15 protein-coding genes are annotated in these 15,223 nt (G+C 70.0%); 2 read left to right on the top strand and 13 right to left on the bottom strand.

The features are described from left to right. Positions 1-49 precede the first annotated feature (49 nt). From yajC to pgsA, 13 genes are all read right to left on the bottom strand, one after another. On the bottom strand, positions 50-418 hold the full coding sequence (yajC, locus tag KIP79_RS33490; protein WP_214108974.1) for a preprotein translocase subunit YajC: 369 nt from the start codon (positions 416-418) through the stop codon (positions 50-52). Positions 419-686: 268 nt separating this feature from the next. Beyond that, positions 687-1,724 (bottom strand): Holliday junction branch migration DNA helicase RuvB, encoded by a 1,038-nt coding sequence (gene ruvB, locus KIP79_RS33485; protein ID WP_214108973.1) that lies wholly within the window; start codon positions 1,722-1,724, stop codon positions 687-689. A gap of 37 nt (positions 1,725-1,761) precedes the next feature. Further along, complete coding sequence (gene ruvA / locus KIP79_RS33480; protein WP_214108972.1) at positions 1,762-2,376, bottom strand: Holliday junction branch migration protein RuvA; 615 nt, start codon at positions 2,374-2,376, stop codon at positions 1,762-1,764. After that, complete coding sequence (gene ruvC / locus KIP79_RS33475) at positions 2,373-2,921, bottom strand: crossover junction endodeoxyribonuclease RuvC (RefSeq protein ID WP_214109017.1); 549 nt, start codon at positions 2,919-2,921, stop codon at positions 2,373-2,375. The genes ruvA and ruvC overlap by 4 nt, the downstream gene beginning before the upstream one ends. Positions 2,922-3,025: 104 nt before the next feature. Then, entirely contained in the window at positions 3,026-4,180 is a 1,155-nt protein-coding gene (locus KIP79_RS33470) for a GNAT family N-acetyltransferase (RefSeq protein WP_308170029.1), read from the bottom strand. A 54-nt stretch (positions 4,181-4,234) separates the two neighbouring features. Further along, positions 4,235-5,014, bottom strand: a complete 780-nt coding sequence (locus KIP79_RS33465) for a YebC/PmpR family DNA-binding transcriptional regulator (RefSeq protein WP_214108971.1) — start codon at positions 5,012-5,014, stop codon at positions 4,235-4,237. A gap of 3 nt (positions 5,015-5,017) precedes the next feature. Next, positions 5,018-5,599: a pyridoxal 5'-phosphate synthase glutaminase subunit PdxT gene (gene pdxT, locus KIP79_RS33460; RefSeq protein WP_443611868.1), complete on the bottom strand. Its 582-nt coding sequence runs from the start codon at positions 5,597-5,599 to the stop codon at positions 5,018-5,020. Next, on the bottom strand, positions 5,593-6,483 hold the full coding sequence (gene pdxS, locus KIP79_RS33455) for a pyridoxal 5'-phosphate synthase lyase subunit PdxS (protein WP_214108970.1): 891 nt from the start codon (positions 6,481-6,483) through the stop codon (positions 5,593-5,595). The genes pdxT and pdxS overlap by 7 nt, the downstream gene beginning before the upstream one ends. Positions 6,484-6,595: 112 nt before the next feature. Then, the gene (locus tag KIP79_RS33450; protein ID WP_214108969.1) at positions 6,596-7,600 is read right to left on the bottom strand and encodes a DUF3048 domain-containing protein; all 1,005 of its coding nucleotides are present in this window, start codon (positions 7,598-7,600) and stop codon (positions 6,596-6,598) included. A gap of 87 nt (positions 7,601-7,687) precedes the next feature. Then, positions 7,688-8,215, bottom strand: a complete 528-nt coding sequence (locus KIP79_RS33445; RefSeq protein ID WP_214108968.1) for a LemA family protein — start codon at positions 8,213-8,215, stop codon at positions 7,688-7,690. Further along, on the bottom strand, positions 8,212-9,342 hold the full coding sequence (locus KIP79_RS33440) for a glycosyltransferase family 4 protein (RefSeq protein WP_214108967.1): 1,131 nt from the start codon (positions 9,340-9,342) through the stop codon (positions 8,212-8,214). The genes KIP79_RS33445 and KIP79_RS33440 overlap by 4 nt, the downstream gene beginning before the upstream one ends. Continuing rightward, complete coding sequence (locus KIP79_RS33435; protein ID WP_214108966.1) at positions 9,339-10,250, bottom strand: phosphatidylinositol mannoside acyltransferase; 912 nt, start codon at positions 10,248-10,250, stop codon at positions 9,339-9,341. Before KIP79_RS33435 ends, KIP79_RS33440 begins: the two co-directional genes overlap by 4 nt. Further along, on the bottom strand, positions 10,247-10,846 hold the full coding sequence (gene pgsA, locus KIP79_RS33430; RefSeq protein WP_214108965.1) for a phosphatidylinositol phosphate synthase: 600 nt from the start codon (positions 10,844-10,846) through the stop codon (positions 10,247-10,249). The genes KIP79_RS33435 and pgsA overlap by 4 nt, the downstream gene beginning before the upstream one ends. Before the next feature lie 197 nt (positions 10,847-11,043). Here pgsA and KIP79_RS33425 point away from each other — a divergent pair, with 197 nt between their 5' ends. Together KIP79_RS33425 and KIP79_RS33420 are read left to right on the top strand one after the other, a co-directional pair. Beyond that, complete coding sequence (locus KIP79_RS33425; RefSeq protein ID WP_214108964.1) at positions 11,044-13,161, top strand: elongation factor G-like protein EF-G2; 2,118 nt, start codon at positions 11,044-11,046, stop codon at positions 13,159-13,161. A 157-nt stretch (positions 13,162-13,318) separates the two neighbouring features. Continuing rightward, positions 13,319-14,875 (top strand): glycoside hydrolase family 10-like protein, encoded by a 1,557-nt coding sequence (locus KIP79_RS33420; RefSeq protein ID WP_250214248.1) that lies wholly within the window; start codon positions 13,319-13,321, stop codon positions 14,873-14,875. Positions 14,876-15,223 lie beyond the last annotated feature (348 nt).

Genomic DNA, 15,223 nt, shown 5'->3' with positions numbered 1-15,223 from the left:
GTGGGGCCACTGGTGGTCAGTCTTTCCGTCAAGGGGTGTTCAAAGGTGGTCAGGACTTTTTGGTGCTCGAATCCCCCTTCTCAGGGGCGTCGGCGGTGGCGTCCTCGGCGTCATCGGCCTCGTCACCCGGGTCCTCGGCGGCGTCGTCGGCGTCGTCGACAGGGGTGATCACGCGGCCGATCGCGGCCTTGGCCCAGCGGGTCTCCACGCCGGGCGCCACCTCCAGCAGCACGTCGTCGTCGGCGAAACCGACGACAGTGGCGAACAGACCGGTCGTGGTCATGACGCGGGAGCCGACGGCGAGCGAATTCTGCATCGCGATCTGTTCCTGCTGCCGCTTGCGCTGCGGACGGATCAACAGGAAGTAGAACACCACGATCAGCAGAATGATCGGGAGGAACTGCCCAAGCCCGTTCACGGGGCTCTCCTTCGTATACGAGATGACCGGCCCAATCGCCGGAGGTCACACAGGTGGCCGCTCTTAGCACGTCAGCCTACACAGCCAGCCAAGCCACGCAGTGTAGGCGAGCGGTTCGAAGCCCGGCAACGAACCCACGCATAGGCACGCGGGAAAGTTCCTGGTTCACGCCCGTTGCAACCGATCTGTGATCCGTAGCACACCCTATGGCATGCGTGTACGGCTTTCGCCCACCACGGGGCCTCCTGGGAAGGTCACGTTCGTAAAACTATTCGGAGTCGTCGGGTAAAGCGCCGAATGCGCCTGGGGGTGGGATGAGACCGAAGTGCGTCCACGCCGCCGCTGTGGCGACCCGCCCTCGGGGGGTGCGGGCCAGCAGCCCCTGGCGCACCAGGAAGGGTTCCGCCACCACCTCGACGGTTTCCGGCTCCTCCCCCACGGCCACGGCCAGAGTGGACAGGCCCACCGGGCCGCCGCCGAACTTGCGGAGCAGGGCGGTAAGGACGGCGCGGTCCAGACGGTCCAGGCCTTCCGCGTCGACCTCGTAGAGGTTGAGCGCGGCGGCGGCGATGTCCCGGGTGATCAGGCCCTCGGCGCGCACGTCGGAGAAGTCGCGGACGCGGCGCAGCAGGCGGTTGGCGATGCGCGGGGTGCCCCTGGACCGGCGAGCGATCTCCTCGGCGCCCTCGACGGGCAGGTCCATCGCCAGCAGCCGGGCCGACCGGTAGAGCACCTGCTCCAGTTCCCTGTCGTCGTAGAAGTCCATGTGCGCGACGAACCCGAACCGGTCCCGCAGCGGCGCGGGCAGCAGTCCGGCCCTGGTGGTGGCCCCGACCAGGGTGAACGGCGCGATGTCCAGCGGGATCGCGGTGGCCCCCGGGCCCTTGCCGACCACGATGTCCACCCGGAAGTCCTCCATCGCCAGGTAAAGCATCTCCTCGGCGGGTCTGGCCATCCGGTGGATCTCGTCGATGAACAGCACCTCGCCCTCGGCGAGCGTGCTCAGGATGGCCGCCAGATCCCCCGCCCGCTCCAGCGCGGGCCCCGAGGTGACCCGGAGCGGAGCCCCCAGCTCCGCCGCGATGATCATCGCCAGCGTGGTCTTCCCCAGCCCGGGCGGCCCGCTCATCAGCACATGGTCAGGCGGCCGGTTCCGCAACAGCGCGCTCTGCAGGACCAGCGAGAGCTGCTCCCTGACCCGCGCCTGCCCGATGAACTCCTCCAGCCGCTTGGGCCGCAGCGCGGCTTCCACCACTTGCTCGTCGCCGTCGGCCTCGGCCGACACGATCTCCCGCTCAAACCCCACGACGTCCCCTTGAAAGATTCACGGTGATTCTCCCCCGTCACCTGACGCTGAGGACGCGGAGGGCCGATTTGAGGAGGGCGGCGATCTGGGGTTGCCGGCCGGCGGCCAGGGCGGTGTCGGCTTCGGGGGTGATGAGGGCGATCGCCTCGTCGGCGTCGCGGGTGGAGTAGCCGAGGCCGACGAGGCCGGAGTGGACCTGGTCGCGCCAGGGGGCCGAGTGGCCGTTCAGGGCGGGGGTGAGGATCTGCTCGGGGGTGCCGAGTTTGTCTTTGAGTTCGAGGACGATGCGCTGGGCGCCCTTCTGGCCGATGCCGGGGACCAGGGTGAGGGCTTTGAGGTCGGCGGAGGCGACGGCCACGCGGAGCGCGTTGGGGGTGTGCACGGCCAGCATGGCGAGGGCGATGCGGGGGCCGATGCCGCTGGCGCCCTGGAGGAGTTCGAAAACGGTGCGCTCGTCGTCGGTGGCGAAGCCGTAGAGGGTGAGGGAGTCCTCCCGGACGACGAGGGAGGTCGCCAGGCGGGCGGGTTCGCCGACGCGGAGGGCGCCCAGGGTGCCGGGCGTGCAGTGGACCAGAATGCCGACGCCGCCGACCTCGATCACGGCCGAGGTGGGGGTGAGCGCGGTGACCAGGCCCGAGACGGTTGCGATCATGATCCGGCCTTCCGCTGGGCGGTCGTGGCCGCGCCGGCGCGGGCGAGGGCTTCGGCGAGGCGGCTCTGCGCGGCGCCGCGCCAGACGTGGCAGATGGCCAGGGCCAGGGCGTCGGCGGCGTCGGCGGGCTTGGGCATGGCGTCGAGGCGGAGCAGACGGGTGACCATGGCGCCGACCTGCTTCTTGTCGGCGGTGCCGCTGCCGGTGATGGCGGCCTTGACCTCGGAGGGGGTGTGCAGGGCGACCGGCAGCCCACGGCGGGCGGCGCAGACGATGGCGACGGCGGCGGCCTGGGCGGTGCCCATCACGGTGCGGACGTTGTGCTGGGCGAAGACCCGTTCGACGGCGACGGCGTCGGGGCGGACCTCGTCGAGCCAGCGTTCGATGCCGGTCTCGACGGCGACCAGCCGCGCGCCGATGTCGTCGTCGGCGGGGGTGCGGACCACCCCGACGGCGACCAGGCTGAGCGGAGACCCCGGCCGCCCTTCCACGGCCCCGAGGCCACACCGGGTCAGCCCGGGGTCGACCCCCAGCACCCTGCGCACGTTGAGCACGGACCCCCCAACAAACGACAACCGAACATCTGTTCGGCCCGCACTCTACTCCTCCCCACCGCGGAAGGCACGCCCGACACGGCCGGCGCCGGGAATCAGAAGTAGTCGATCATGTAAGGCCGGGCCGCGAAAGCCGCGTCCAACACCTCGTCGTACAGATCGGGCCCGGTCATGGCGCCCGAGCGCCGCAGGGTGGCGGACGGCACCCCCGCGTACAGCGCGGACATGCCGTTGATGCTCAGCCGGGGACCGTCCGCCGAGGCGGTGGGGATGGCGGTCCCGGCGCCGCCCGTGACCTCGATGCGCCAGCCGCCGGTGTTAGCCGGCCGCTCGGGATCCTGGACCTGGACCACGGCGGCGGCGGTGACGGCGGCGGGATAGCCGCGCCCCTCGACCGCCTTGACCAGGTCGAGCAGGCGGAACATCCACCGCACCGCCCGCACGTCGTCGCTCTTGCCACGCTCGCGGAGCATCCAGAAGATCGGGTCGTCGGGCGCCACACAGGCCGTGATCTTCTTGGCGATGGTGGCCGAACTGCCGACCAGGGACCAGAGCGCGCGGGCGGTCGCCTCGGAGCCCGCCACCAGGTTGTCGATCTCGATGTCCTGGCCGTCCCAGCGGTAGACCACGAACCCGTCCTCGGCCAGGTAGCAGAAGTCGTCCTCGTCCTCCAGCCAGAGCCGGGTGGTGCGCTCGTCCCAGCCGAGCGGGCCGCTGGCGCGGGTGGCGGTGTGCACCCGCGCGGCGACGGCGAGCAGTTCGGCCGCGTCGTCGGGGCCCATCCGGCGGAGTTTGACCGGCTCGGTGACCCCGATGGTGCGCACGGCCTCGGCGGGCAGCGTGGCGATCAGCTGCGCGCCCGCGTGCTCCCAGCCCAGCCGCCGGTACAGGTGGGTGGTGGCCGGGTAGAGCGCGGAGACCAGGTGGCCGAGCTCGACGGCGCGGTCGATGGCGGCCAGCATGAGCTGCCGCCCCACCCCGCGCCCCCGGTCCTCGGGCAGGACGGTGACGCTGGCCACCCCGCCCATGGACAGCTCCCGGCCGTGCCACCACTGCCGGTACGGATTGATCCGCGCGGTCCCGGTCAGCCGTGGCCCGTCGAAGATGCCGAGGACCCTGCCCTCGGCCAGGAACGGCTCCACCATGCGCCGCCAGACGGCGGCCGTGGCCGGGGAGAGCGGCCCGAACGCCCGGGTCCTGGCATCCCGCACGGCGTCCAGATCGTCAACGGTCAGATCGCGAATCTCCACAGCCGACCACCTTAGGCAGCGCTCGGGAGCGAAGGCCAGTCAATAATCAATGCGTCAGGCGTCCAGCTTTTCCAGGATCTCGTCGGAGACGTCCACGTTCGCCCAGACGTTCTGCACGTCGTCGGAGTCCTCCAGCGCCTCGATCAGGCGGAACACCTTGCGGGCGCCCTCCTCGTCGACCGGCACGCTGATGCTGGGCAGGAAGCTGCTCTCCGCCGAGTCGTAGTCGATCCCGGCGTCCTGGAGCGCCTTGCGCACCGGCACCAGGTCGCCGGCCTCGGAGACGATCTCGAAGGACTCGCCGAGGTCGTTGACCTCTTCGGCGCCCACCTCCAGGACCACTTCGAGCACCTGGTCCTCGGTCAGCTCGACCCGCCCGGTCTTGGTCTCGGAGACCAGCTTGGGCACCAGGACGACGCCCTTGCGGTTGAACATGTACGACACCGAGTTGGGGTCGGCCAGCGAGCCGCCGTTGCGGGTCAGCGCCACCCGGACCTCCGAGGCCGCCCGGTTGCGGTTGTCGGTGAGGCACTCGATGAGCACGGCGACGCCGTTCGGCCCGTACCCCTCGTACATGATGGTCTGCCAGTCGGCGCCGCCGGCCTCCAGGCCGCCGCCGCGCTTGCGGGCGCGCTCGATGTTGTCGTTGGGGACGGAGCTCTTCTTGGCCTTGGTGATGGCGTCGTAGAGGGTGGGGTTGCCGTCCGGGTCAGGGCCGCCCGTCCGGGCGGCGACCTCGATGTTCTTGATGAGCTTGGCGAAGAGCTTGCCGCGCTTGGAGTCGAGCGCGGCCTTCTTGTGCTTCGTCGTCGCCCATTTGGAGTGGCCGGACATCGCCTAGAGCTCCCTTACCATCTCAACGAAATACGAATGAACCCGCGCGTCACCCGTGAGCTCCGGATGGAAGGATGTCGCGAGCAGCGGGCCCTGTCGGACGGCGACGATCCTATCGCCAGCGCGGGCCAGCACTTCGACATCGTGTCCGACCGATTCGACCCAGGGCGCCCGGATGAAGACCGCCCGGACCGGGCGGCCCGCGAAGTCGAGATCGGCCTCGAAGGAGTCGACCTGGCGGCCGAAGGCGTTCCGCCGGACCACCATGTCGATGCCGCCCAGGGTCTCCTGCCCCTCGACGCCGCCCTCGATGCGGTCCGCCAGCATGATCATCCCGGCGCAGGAGCCGTACGCGGGGAGGCCCTCCTTGATCCGCAGCCGGAGCGGTTCGAGCAGGTCGAAGGCGGTGGCCAGCTTCCACATGGTGGTGGACTCGCCGCCCGGGATGACCAGGGCGTGCACCGCCGCCAGCTCCTCGGGGCGGCGCACCGCGACGCCTTCCGCCCCGGCCTCGGCCAGGGCGCGCACGTGTTCCCGCACGTCCCCCTGGAGGGCCAGTACGCCGACCTTCACCCGGGTCACCAGCCGCGCTCGGCCAGCCGGTGCGGGGCCGGGATGTCGTCGACGTTGATGCCGACCATGGCCTCGCCCAGGCCGCGGGAGACCTTGGCGATCACGTCGGGGTCGTCGTGGAAGGTGGTGGCCTTGACGATGGCGGCGGCCCGCTCGGCCGGGTTGCCGGACTTGAAGATGCCGGAGCCGACGAACACGCCCTCGGCGCCCAGCTGCATCATCATGGCGGCGTCGGCGGGGGTGGCGATGCCGCCCGCGGTGAACAGCACCACCGGCAGCTTGCCGGTCTTGGCCACCTCGGCGACCAGCTCGTACGGCGCCTGGAGTTCCTTGGCGGCGACGTACAGCTCGTCCTCGGGCAGCGAGGTGAGGCGCTTGATCTCGGCCCGGATGGTGCGCATGTGGGTGACCGCGTTGGAGACGTCGCCGGTGCCGGCCTCGCCCTTGGAGCGGATCATGGCGGCGCCCTCGTTGATGCGGCGCAGCGCCTCGCCCAGGTTGGTGGCCCCGCACACGAACGGCACGGTGAACTTCCACTTGTCGATGTGGTTGGCGTAGTCGGCCGGGGTCAGCACCTCGGACTCGTCGATGTAGTCGACGCCCAGCGACATCAGCACCTGGGCCTCGACGAAATGCCCGATCCGGGCCTTGGCCATCACGGGGATGGACACCGCGGAGATGATCCCGTCGATCATGTCGGGGTCGCTCATCCGGGACACGCCACCCTGCGCGCGGATGTCGGCGGGCACCCGCTCCAGCGCCATCACCGCGACCGCCCCGGCGTCTTCGGCGATCTTCGCCTGCTCGGGGGTGACGACGTCCATGATCACGCCACCCTTGAGCATCTCGGCCATGCCGCGCTTGACCCGGGGGGTTCCAACAGAAGGACTGGACATGGCTATACCTCGCAGGGGAAATAGACGGTTCTCCCCCATGGTAGGCCGTGCGCTCGGGCGACTCCGACGCTCCACCCTGTCAGAGCCCCTTGCCAAACATGGACAGGATGTACTAGGGCTGGACAGGCTTGCGCGAGGCGAGCACCACCCAGACGGGCCCGCGGGCGAAGGTCATGCGCTCGCCGGTCGGCGTGGTGAAGGTGGTCCCTTCCTCCTCCGACTCCCGCTCCCAGTTGACCTTATAGGCCTGGCCGTCCCTGAGCACGATGCCGGTGCCCTTGCCGGTGGAGTGCACCAGCGGAGTGTAGCTGCCGGTGAAGTCGTGGAACTGGGAGCGCTCGGTCTTGGTGTACTGGATGACCACGGTGGCGGCGCCCAGCTGGCCGCCCCCGGCCGCCATGTCCTTGGCCCCGTCCTGCCAGATCAGCCAGCGCTTCTTGGCCTCGCTCCAGCCGAAGGCGAAGCGCGCCGCCGGATATTTCACGCTGAAGGTCTTCTTGGGCACCCCGCCCGCCGGGGGTTCGTCGGAGAACACGAACCCGATGTCGGTGGCCTTGGACGCCTTGGGCGCCTGCTGGAGGAGCTTGCGCGGCGTGGCCACCAGGTTGTACGGCGCGTACCTGCCCGGGTAGCGGAAGTAGGCCCCCGGCGCCGCGCTGTCGGACACGTCGAACAGCGACGCCTCCCGGACGAACGGGATCATCTTGCTCTGGACCCCGGAGTAGGCCAGCGCCGGTTTGCCGAACATCGGCAGGATGTGCAGGTCGGAGATGCGGGCCGAGCGGACCGGGCCGACCTCCTTGGGCAGCCGGGTGGAGAAGATGGCCATCAGCCGGGTGAGGCCGCCCTCGACCTGCTCGACGTAGACGATGTCGGCCTTGTCCACCCCGATCTGCGGCTTCCCCGCCGAGGTGTTCTCGATCTTGACGGCCAGCACCGGGCGCCGGGCGGCGACGGGCATGCCGGTGAAGGGGTGTTCCGGCGGCGGGGTGGGCGACTCGCTCACGCTGGCGGCCTGTGGCTGACTGCCGGGGTCCTCGCCCTTGGAGGAGCAGGCCGCGGCCAGAAGCGCCAGTCCCGAAGCCAGAGCGACGCCGATGACCCGATTTGCCCGCACTGAACTACTCCTCCCGATATGAAACGGGCAAGAGCTTACCGGGGTCGGCCGGGAAATCGACCGAAGTGTGTTATCCGCCGGTAAATCCTATTCGGCGGCCAAAGCCTTCGGGGGGGCGTCGTCGATCTCGAAGAAGCTCGGGTAGTCGGTGTGCCCGGCCAGCCGGAGCGTACGGGCCAGCCAGCGGCGCTGGGCGACGCGGGTGACGGCCACCGCCGTGTTGTAGAAGCGGCGCGAGTAGACGACCTTGGCCACCGCGCTGTCCAGCTCGTCGAGGAGTTCGGGGGCGTGTACCTTCTCCCGGAAACGTTCCTGGTCGACCACCGCGCGCAGGGTCCCGGACAGGTCGCTCTCGGCGTGCTCCCGCTCGTCGGGGCCCGCCGTACGGGCCTCGTGGGCGGCGGCGGCCAGCACCAGCGAGGTGGCCGGGTCGAGCAGCCGGGACCCGGCCAGTTCCAGGCAGACCGCCGAGCGGCGCAGCAGCGCGGCGTCCAGCGCGGCCTGGGCGGTCTCCAGGCGGATGTGCAGCCGGTCCAGCCTGCCCGCCCGCCAGGAGATGTAGACGGCCAGCAGCAGCACGATCGCGCCCGCGATCAGGACCACGGTGGTGTTCACAACGCTACGTCCTCCACCCCGACGGGGGCGCCGGCCACGGTCTCGTACACCCGCACCACGTCCCGGGCGACCGTGGACCAGTCGTACTTGCGGACGGCCAGCCGGGCCTCGGTGGAGAGCTTGGCGCGCAGCGCGGGGTCGTCCAGCAGGCGGGCGGCCTCGCGGGCCAGCGCGCCGGGGTCGCCGGTGGCGAACAGCGCCCCGGCCTGGCCTTCGCCGAGCACCCGGCGGAAGGCGGGGATGTCGCTGGCCAGGATGGGAGCCCCGGCCGACATGGCCTCGGTGAGCACGATGCCGAAGCTCTCCCCGCCCAGGTTGGGCGCGCAGAAGATGTCCACCGAGTGGTAGGCGCGCACCTTGTCGGCCTCGCTGACCAGGCCGAGCAGCCCCACCCGGGCGTGCAGTTCGCGGGGCACCCGCTGGTAGACCTCGTCGGCGTCGCCGGGCCCGGCCACCAGCAGCCGCAGCTCGGGGCGTTCCGGGGCGAGCTTGGCGAAGGCCTCCAGCAGCACCGGCAGGCCCTTGCGCGGCTCGTCCATGCGTCCCAGGAAGCCGAGCACGTTGCCGTCCGGGCCCCAGCCGGGGAGCGGCTCGGCCTCGGCGTACCGGCTGACCGTGACGCCGTTCGGGATGAGCACGGCGTCGCCGCCCAGGTGCTCCACCAGGGTCTTGCGGGCCGCGTCGGAGACCGCGATCCGGCCGGTGATCTTCTCCAGCGCGCTCTGCAGCATGGGGGCGGCCACCGACATGGCCCTGGACCGCTGGTAGGAGGCGTGGAAGGTGGCCACGATGGGCCCGCGCGCCACCCAGACGGCCAGCACGCCCAGCGACGGCACGGCGGGCTCGTGCACGTGCAGCACGTCGAACCGGCCCTCTTTGATCCACTTGCGGACCCGGCTCGCCGACAGGAACCCGAAGGTCAGCCGGGCCACCGACCCGTTGTACGGCACCGGCACCGCACGCCCGGCCGACACCACGTAGGGCGGCAGGGGGGCGTCGTCCCCCGCGGGGGCGATCACCGACACCTTGTGGCCGTCGTCGATCAGCGCCTCGGCCAGGTCGCGCACGTGCGCCTGCACACCGCCCGGCACATCCCACATGTACGGGCAGACGATGCCGATCCTCACGACCGCGGTTCCAGGTCGTCCAGCCAGAGGCGTTGCAGCATGTGCCAGTCCTCGGGGTGCTCGGCGATGCCCTTCTCGAAGACGTTCGCCAGCTGCTGGGTCATCACGGCGACCTTCTCCTGTCTGGATCCCTCGGCGGGAACGGGGATCTCCTCATGGAGCCGGAGCCCCCATTCTCTCCCCTCGAACCACATGACGGCGGGCACCAGAGCGGCCCCGGTCTGGATCGCCAGCAGCGCGGGCCCGGCCACCATCCGGGTCTTGGCGCCGAAGAAGTCGACCGCCACCCCGGTGGAGTTCAGGTCGCGCTCGGCGGGCAGGCAGACCACCTTGCCCGCGCGGAGCCGCTGGGCCAGGGTGCCGAAGGCGTGCGCGGTGCCGCCGCCCCGGGCGGTGAGGGGCAGCACCTCCATGCCGATGCCCTGGCGGAAGGCGGCGAAGCGCTCGAAGAGCGACTCGGGTTTGAGCCGCTCCATGACCGTGGTGAACGGGTGGCCCCGGCCGATCAGCCAGACTCCGGCGGCGTCCCAGTTGCCCATGTGCGGCAGGGCGATCACCACGCCGCGCCCGGCCGCGACGGTGTCGAAGATGTGCTCCTCGCCGGCGACGTGGGTGCCCTCGACGACCCTGCGGGGGTCCATGGCGGGCAGGCGGAAGATCTCCATCCAGTACCGGAAGTAGGAGCGCAGGCCCTGACGGGCCAGGTCCCGGACGTACGGATCGGACTTGTCGCGGCCGACCACCCGGGCCAGGTTGGACTCCAGGCGGAGCACGGACTTGCCCCTGCGCCGCCACATGACGTCGGCGATGGCCTGGAAGATCGCGGCGGCGACCCGTTCGGGCAGCAGTTTCACCAGGGTCCAGGCCACCGCGTACAGCCCGGCCACCACTCGGTCGGTAAAGCTCATTGGGTCACCGCCTGCCGGTAGACGGTGACCATGCGCTGGATCACCGTGATCGTGCTGGCCACCGCCAGCGCCCAGAGCGCCACGGCCAGCACGTACGGCACGCCCAGGCCGTCCAGGAAGGCGGCCACCAGGGCGATCAGCAGCCGTTCGCCGCGCTCGGCGATGCCCACGTTGGCGGTGAGGCCGAGCCCTTCCGCGCGGGCCTTGGCGTACGAGACGAGCGCACCGGAGACCAGGCAGTAGAGGCCGACACCGGCGAGGATAAACTGGTCAAACAGGATGAAATAGACGATAAGTCCGGAGAAGATGCCTGCGTCGCCGAGCCGGTCCAGGGTCGAGTCCAGGAAGGCCCCCCAGGTGGAACCGGTGCCGGTGAGGCGGGCGAGCACCCCGTCCAGCATGTCGGCGAAGACGAAGAAGGTGATGACCAGAGTGCCCCAGACCAACTGCCCGCGCGGATAGAACCACAGGGCCGCGGCGACCGTGCCGAGCGTGCCGACAGCGGTGATCACATTCGGCGAGACTCCGTGCCGGGCCAGCACCCGGCCCAGCGGGGTCATGACTCGGGCGATCGCGGGGCGGAGAACGTTCAACATCGCGGTTCGATCCTAGGGCAAGCACCAGGACCAACAATCGTTGTCTGGGTCTTGTGATCTGCGGCACATGGGTTAAGGGTGGGTAACACGCGCCTTAAGTACCGGGGGTGCGGACGGGCGCGAAGCGGCCTAGTGGGTGGCCGCTCGGGTCCCTGCGGCCTGGGAGGCCACTCTCTCTCAAAACTCTGGGAGGCGATGTGGCGGAGAAATCAGTCGGAGGAACCTCGGGAGCCGCGGGCAGGGCACCCACGGCCGACCGGCCGGACATGGTGCGTAATGTCGTGCTGGTCGGCCACTCGGGAGCGGGCAAGACAACCTTGGTCGAGGCGCTGCTGGCGGCCACGGGCACCATCCAGCGGCCCGGCCGGGTCGAGGACGGCACCACGGTCAGCGACTTCGACGAGATCGAGGTACGGCAGCAGCGTTCGGTGAACCTCTCGCTGGCCCCCGTGGCCCACAACGGCATCAAGATCAACCTACTGGACACCCCCGGCTACGCGGACTTCGTCGGCGACCTGCGGGCCGGGCTGCGCGCGGCCGACGCCGCCCTGTTCGTGGTCTCGGCGGCCGAGGGCATCGACGGCGTCACCCGCATGCTCTGGGAGGAGTGCGCCGGGGTCGCCATGCCGCGCGCCGTGGTGATCACCAAGATCGACCACCAGCGGGCCAACTTCGACGAGGTGCTCACCGCCTGCCAGGACGCCTTCGGCGACGGCGTCGCCCCCCTCTACCTGCCGGTGGACGGCACCGGCCTGCTGGGGCTGCTGTCCCAGCGCTTCTTCGACTACTCGGGCGGCAGCCGGGCCGAGCGGGAGCCCAGCGCGGACCAGCTGGAGCTGGTCGAGCAGTACCGGGGTGAGCTGATCGAGGGCATCATCCAGGAGAGCGAGGACGAGTCCCTGATGGACCGGTACCTCGAAGGCGAACAGATCGACGCCAAGGTGCTCATCGACGACCTGGAGAAGGCCATCGCGCGGGGCAGCTTCTACCCGGTGCTGGCCACCGCGCCCGGGGTGGGGCTGCTCGAACTGCTCGAAGTGATCACCCAGGGCTTCCCCTCGCCGCCGGAGCACCGGCTGCCCGAGATCACCACACTGGACGGCAGGCCGGTCACCGTACCGGTCTGCGACCCGGACGGACCGCTGGTCGCGGAGGTGGTGAAGACCACCAGCGACCCGTACGTGGGACGGATCAGCCTGGTCCGGGTCTTCTCCGGCACGCTCCGCCCGGATATGACCGTGCACGTCTCCGGGCACATCCAGGACCACGAGCACGACGTGGACGAGCGCATCGGCGCACTCACCTCGCCGCTCGGCAAGACCCAGCGGCCGGTGGCCAAGTGCGTGGCAGGGGACATCTGCGTGGTGGCCAAGCTGTCCCACGCCGAGACCGGGGACACCCTCTCCGACAAGGACCGCCCGCTGCTCATGACGCCCTGGGAGATGCCCGACCCGCTGCTGCCGGTGGCGATCCGGGCCAAGTCCAAGGCCGACGAGGACAAGCTGTCGCAGGCGCTGGCCCGGCTGGTGGCCGAGGACCCGACGCTGCGGCTGGAGAACAACGCCGAGACCCGGCAGCTGGTGCTCTGGTGCATGGGCGAGGCGCACTCGGACGTGCTGCTGGACCGGCTGTCCCGGCGGCACGGCGTGGAGGTGGAGAAGGTCGAACTGCGGGTGCCGCTCCGGGAGACCTTCGGCGGCAGGGCCCAGGGCATGGGCCGCAACGTGAAGCAGACCGGCGGGCACGGGCAGTACGCGATCTGCCACGTCGAGGTGGAGCCGCTGCCCTCCGGCGGCGGGTTCGAGTTCGTGGACAAGATCGTGGGCGGCGTAGTGCCGCGCCAGTTCATCCCGTCGGTGGAGAAGGGCGTGCGCGCCCAGATGGACCGCGGTGTGGTGGCCGGTTACCCGATGGTGGACATCAGGGTCACCCTGTACGACGGCAAGGCCCACTCGGTGGACTCCTCCGACATGGCCTTCCAGATCGCCGGGCAGCTGGCGCTCCGCGAGGCCGCCGCCAAGGTGCCCGCGCTGCTGCTCGAGCCGGTGGACGAGGTGTCGGTGCTGGTGGCCGACGAGTACGTCGGGGCGGTCATGTCGGACCTGTCCTCCCGGCGCGGGCGGGTGCTCGGCACCGAGCCGGTGGGCACCGGCCGTACCCTGGTCAGGGCGGAGGTGCCCGAGCTGGAAATCACCCGGTACGCGATAGATCTACGTTCGATGTCGCACGGGACGGGGTCGTTCCACCGGGGTTTCCTCCGGTATGAGCCGTTGCCCTCGCATCTCGCCGGCAAGGTGACCAACGCCGCTGACTAGCGGCGATTCCGGCCGCCGGCCGTTTCGCACGGCCGGCGGGTGGGAATTTCCCGCTCGTGTCTTTCGTCACATGCGTATCACAAACCGATTTCTTTTATTGGGCCAAAGCATGCGTTCGCCCATGTGAAACTGGGGAGCCATGCGCACGGGAGGCTCAATGAAACGTCGGGTGATCGCCACGGTGACGGTGGCCGCGACCGCGGCCACCGTGGCATACGTGGTGGGGCCGGGGACGGAGGAGCCGGTTGCCGCGGTCACTTCCCAAGGGGGGAACACCGAGAGCACCGTCACCGGGAAGGCGTGCACCGTGGACGTGCCCAAGCGGCAGCTGCGCGGCATGTGGATCGCGACAACGATGAACATCGACTGGCCGTCCAAGGCGGGGCTGTCGCCGGAGCGGCAGCGGGCGGAGTACGTGCAACTGCTCGACACCGCCGTGCGGCGGAACCTGAACGCGGTGTTCGTGCAGGTTCGGCCGGCCTCGGATGCGATCTACCGGTCGTCGCTGGAGCCGTGGTCGCAGTATCTGACGGGGACGGCGGGCAAGGACCCCGGGTGGGATCCGCTGCCGTTCCTGGTCGCTGAGGCGCATCGGCGGGGGCTGGAGTTCCACGCGTGGTTCAATCCGTACCGGGCGGCGTACACCGATGATGTGTCGAAGTTGCCGGCGGATCATCCGGCTCGGGTGCATCCGGGGTGGACGGTCCGGCATGAGGGGCGGCTCTACTACAACCCGGGGCTGCCGTCGGTGCGTGACCACGTCACGCGGGTGGTCACCGATGTGGTGAAGCGGTACGACGTGGACGGGGTCCACTTCGACGACTACTTCTATCCGTATCCGGGGCAGGGGAAGCCGTTCAACGACCAGGCCGCCTTCCGGAAGTACGGCGACGGGAAGAGCCTGGCCAACTGGCGGCGGGAGAATGTCAACAAGCTGGTCGCCCAGGTGTCCAAGGCGGTGCACGGGGTTCGGCCTCATGTGAAGTTCGGGATCAGCCCGTTCGGCATCTGGCGGAACAAGGCCCAGGACCCGGCCGGGTCCAACACGAACGGCATGTCCGCCTATGACCAGATTTATGCGGATCCGTTGGCGTGGATCAAGGCCCGGACGGTTGACTACCTCATTCCGCAGCTCTACTGGCCTCGCGGCCTGGCGGTCGCCGACTACAAGGTCCTGGTTCCCTGGTGGGCCAAAGCGGTCCGCGGCACCGGAGTGGACCTCTACATCGGTCAGGCCCTCTACCAGGTCGGCACCGCCGACGCCTGGACCAAACCCGGCGAACTCCCCGCTCACCTCGCCCTGAACCGGAAATATCCCGAAGTCCAAGGCGACGTCTACTTCAGCGCGAAAAACGTCCGCGCCAACCCCCTCGGCGTCATGGACCGCATCACCACCGAGCACTACCCCACCCCGGCCCTGCTCCCCTTGATCGAGGACATGCCCACAGCCAAACTTCCCGCCCCCACCGGCGTGAAGAAGTCCGGCAACACCCTGGTCTGGAACCCCCAACCCGGCGCCCGCAACTACGCCATCTACCGCACCAACACCCCCGACTCCTGCGCCACCGCCGGAGCCGAAAACCTGGTCACAATCGTCCCAGCCGCCAACAAGCCATCCTTCCCCATCAAAAAAGACGGCATCTTCCACGTAACCGCCCTCGACCGCCTCGGCAACGAAAGCACCCCCGCCTCCACGAACACCAAGCTGCCCTAAAGACACAAATTGGTTGCCGGGGAACTCCCACCCACCCACCCTTGTTCGACCTCCGGTCGGGGGCCCGGCTCCGCCGGGGTGGGCGGTGGCGGTCCGGCACGCGAAAGTCCTGGTTGCCGTGTGCTCGCGCCCACCCACCCTTGTTCGACCTCCGGTCGGGGGTTCGGCTCCGCCGGGGTGGGCGCGGTGGCGGTCCGGCACGCGGAAGTCCTGGTTGCCGTGTGCTCGCACCCACCCAGCCCTTTGACCCCTCCAGGTCCGGACCCGACCCCGCTGGGAGGGTCAGTCGCCGGTGACCTCCCGCCCACCCACCCATTTGACCCTCCGGGTCCGGGGCCGGCTTCCGCC

The sequence above is a fragment of the Acrocarpospora catenulata genome (assembly GCF_018476525.1).
Classification (GTDB): domain Bacteria; phylum Actinomycetota; class Actinomycetes; order Streptosporangiales; family Streptosporangiaceae; genus Acrocarpospora; species Acrocarpospora catenulata.
The sequence above is the reverse complement of the archived record's forward strand: the minus strand, read 5'-3'. Positions and strand labels throughout refer to the sequence as shown.

What these genes read in the sequence shown, in the direction of transcription:
- ruvA (WP_214108972.1), bottom strand. Translation starts at nt 2,376, where the DNA reads ATGATCGCAACCGTCTCGGGCCTGGTCACCGCGCTCACCCCCACCTCG.
- pdxS (WP_214108970.1), bottom strand. Translation starts at nt 6,483, where the DNA reads ATGTCCAGTCCTTCTGTTGGAACCCCCCGGGTCAAGCGCGGCATGGCC.
- KIP79_RS33420 (WP_250214248.1), top strand. Translation starts at nt 13,319, where the DNA reads ATGAAACGTCGGGTGATCGCCACGGTGACGGTGGCCGCGACCGCGGCC.
- KIP79_RS33465 (WP_214108971.1), bottom strand. Translation starts at nt 5,014, where the DNA reads ATGTCCGGCCACTCCAAATGGGCGACGACGAAGCACAAGAAGGCCGCG.
- KIP79_RS33435 (WP_214108966.1), bottom strand. Translation starts at nt 10,250, where the DNA reads ATGAGCTTTACCGACCGAGTGGTGGCCGGGCTGTACGCGGTGGCCTGG.
- pgsA (WP_214108965.1), bottom strand. Translation starts at nt 10,846, where the DNA reads ATGTTGAACGTTCTCCGCCCCGCGATCGCCCGAGTCATGACCCCGCTG.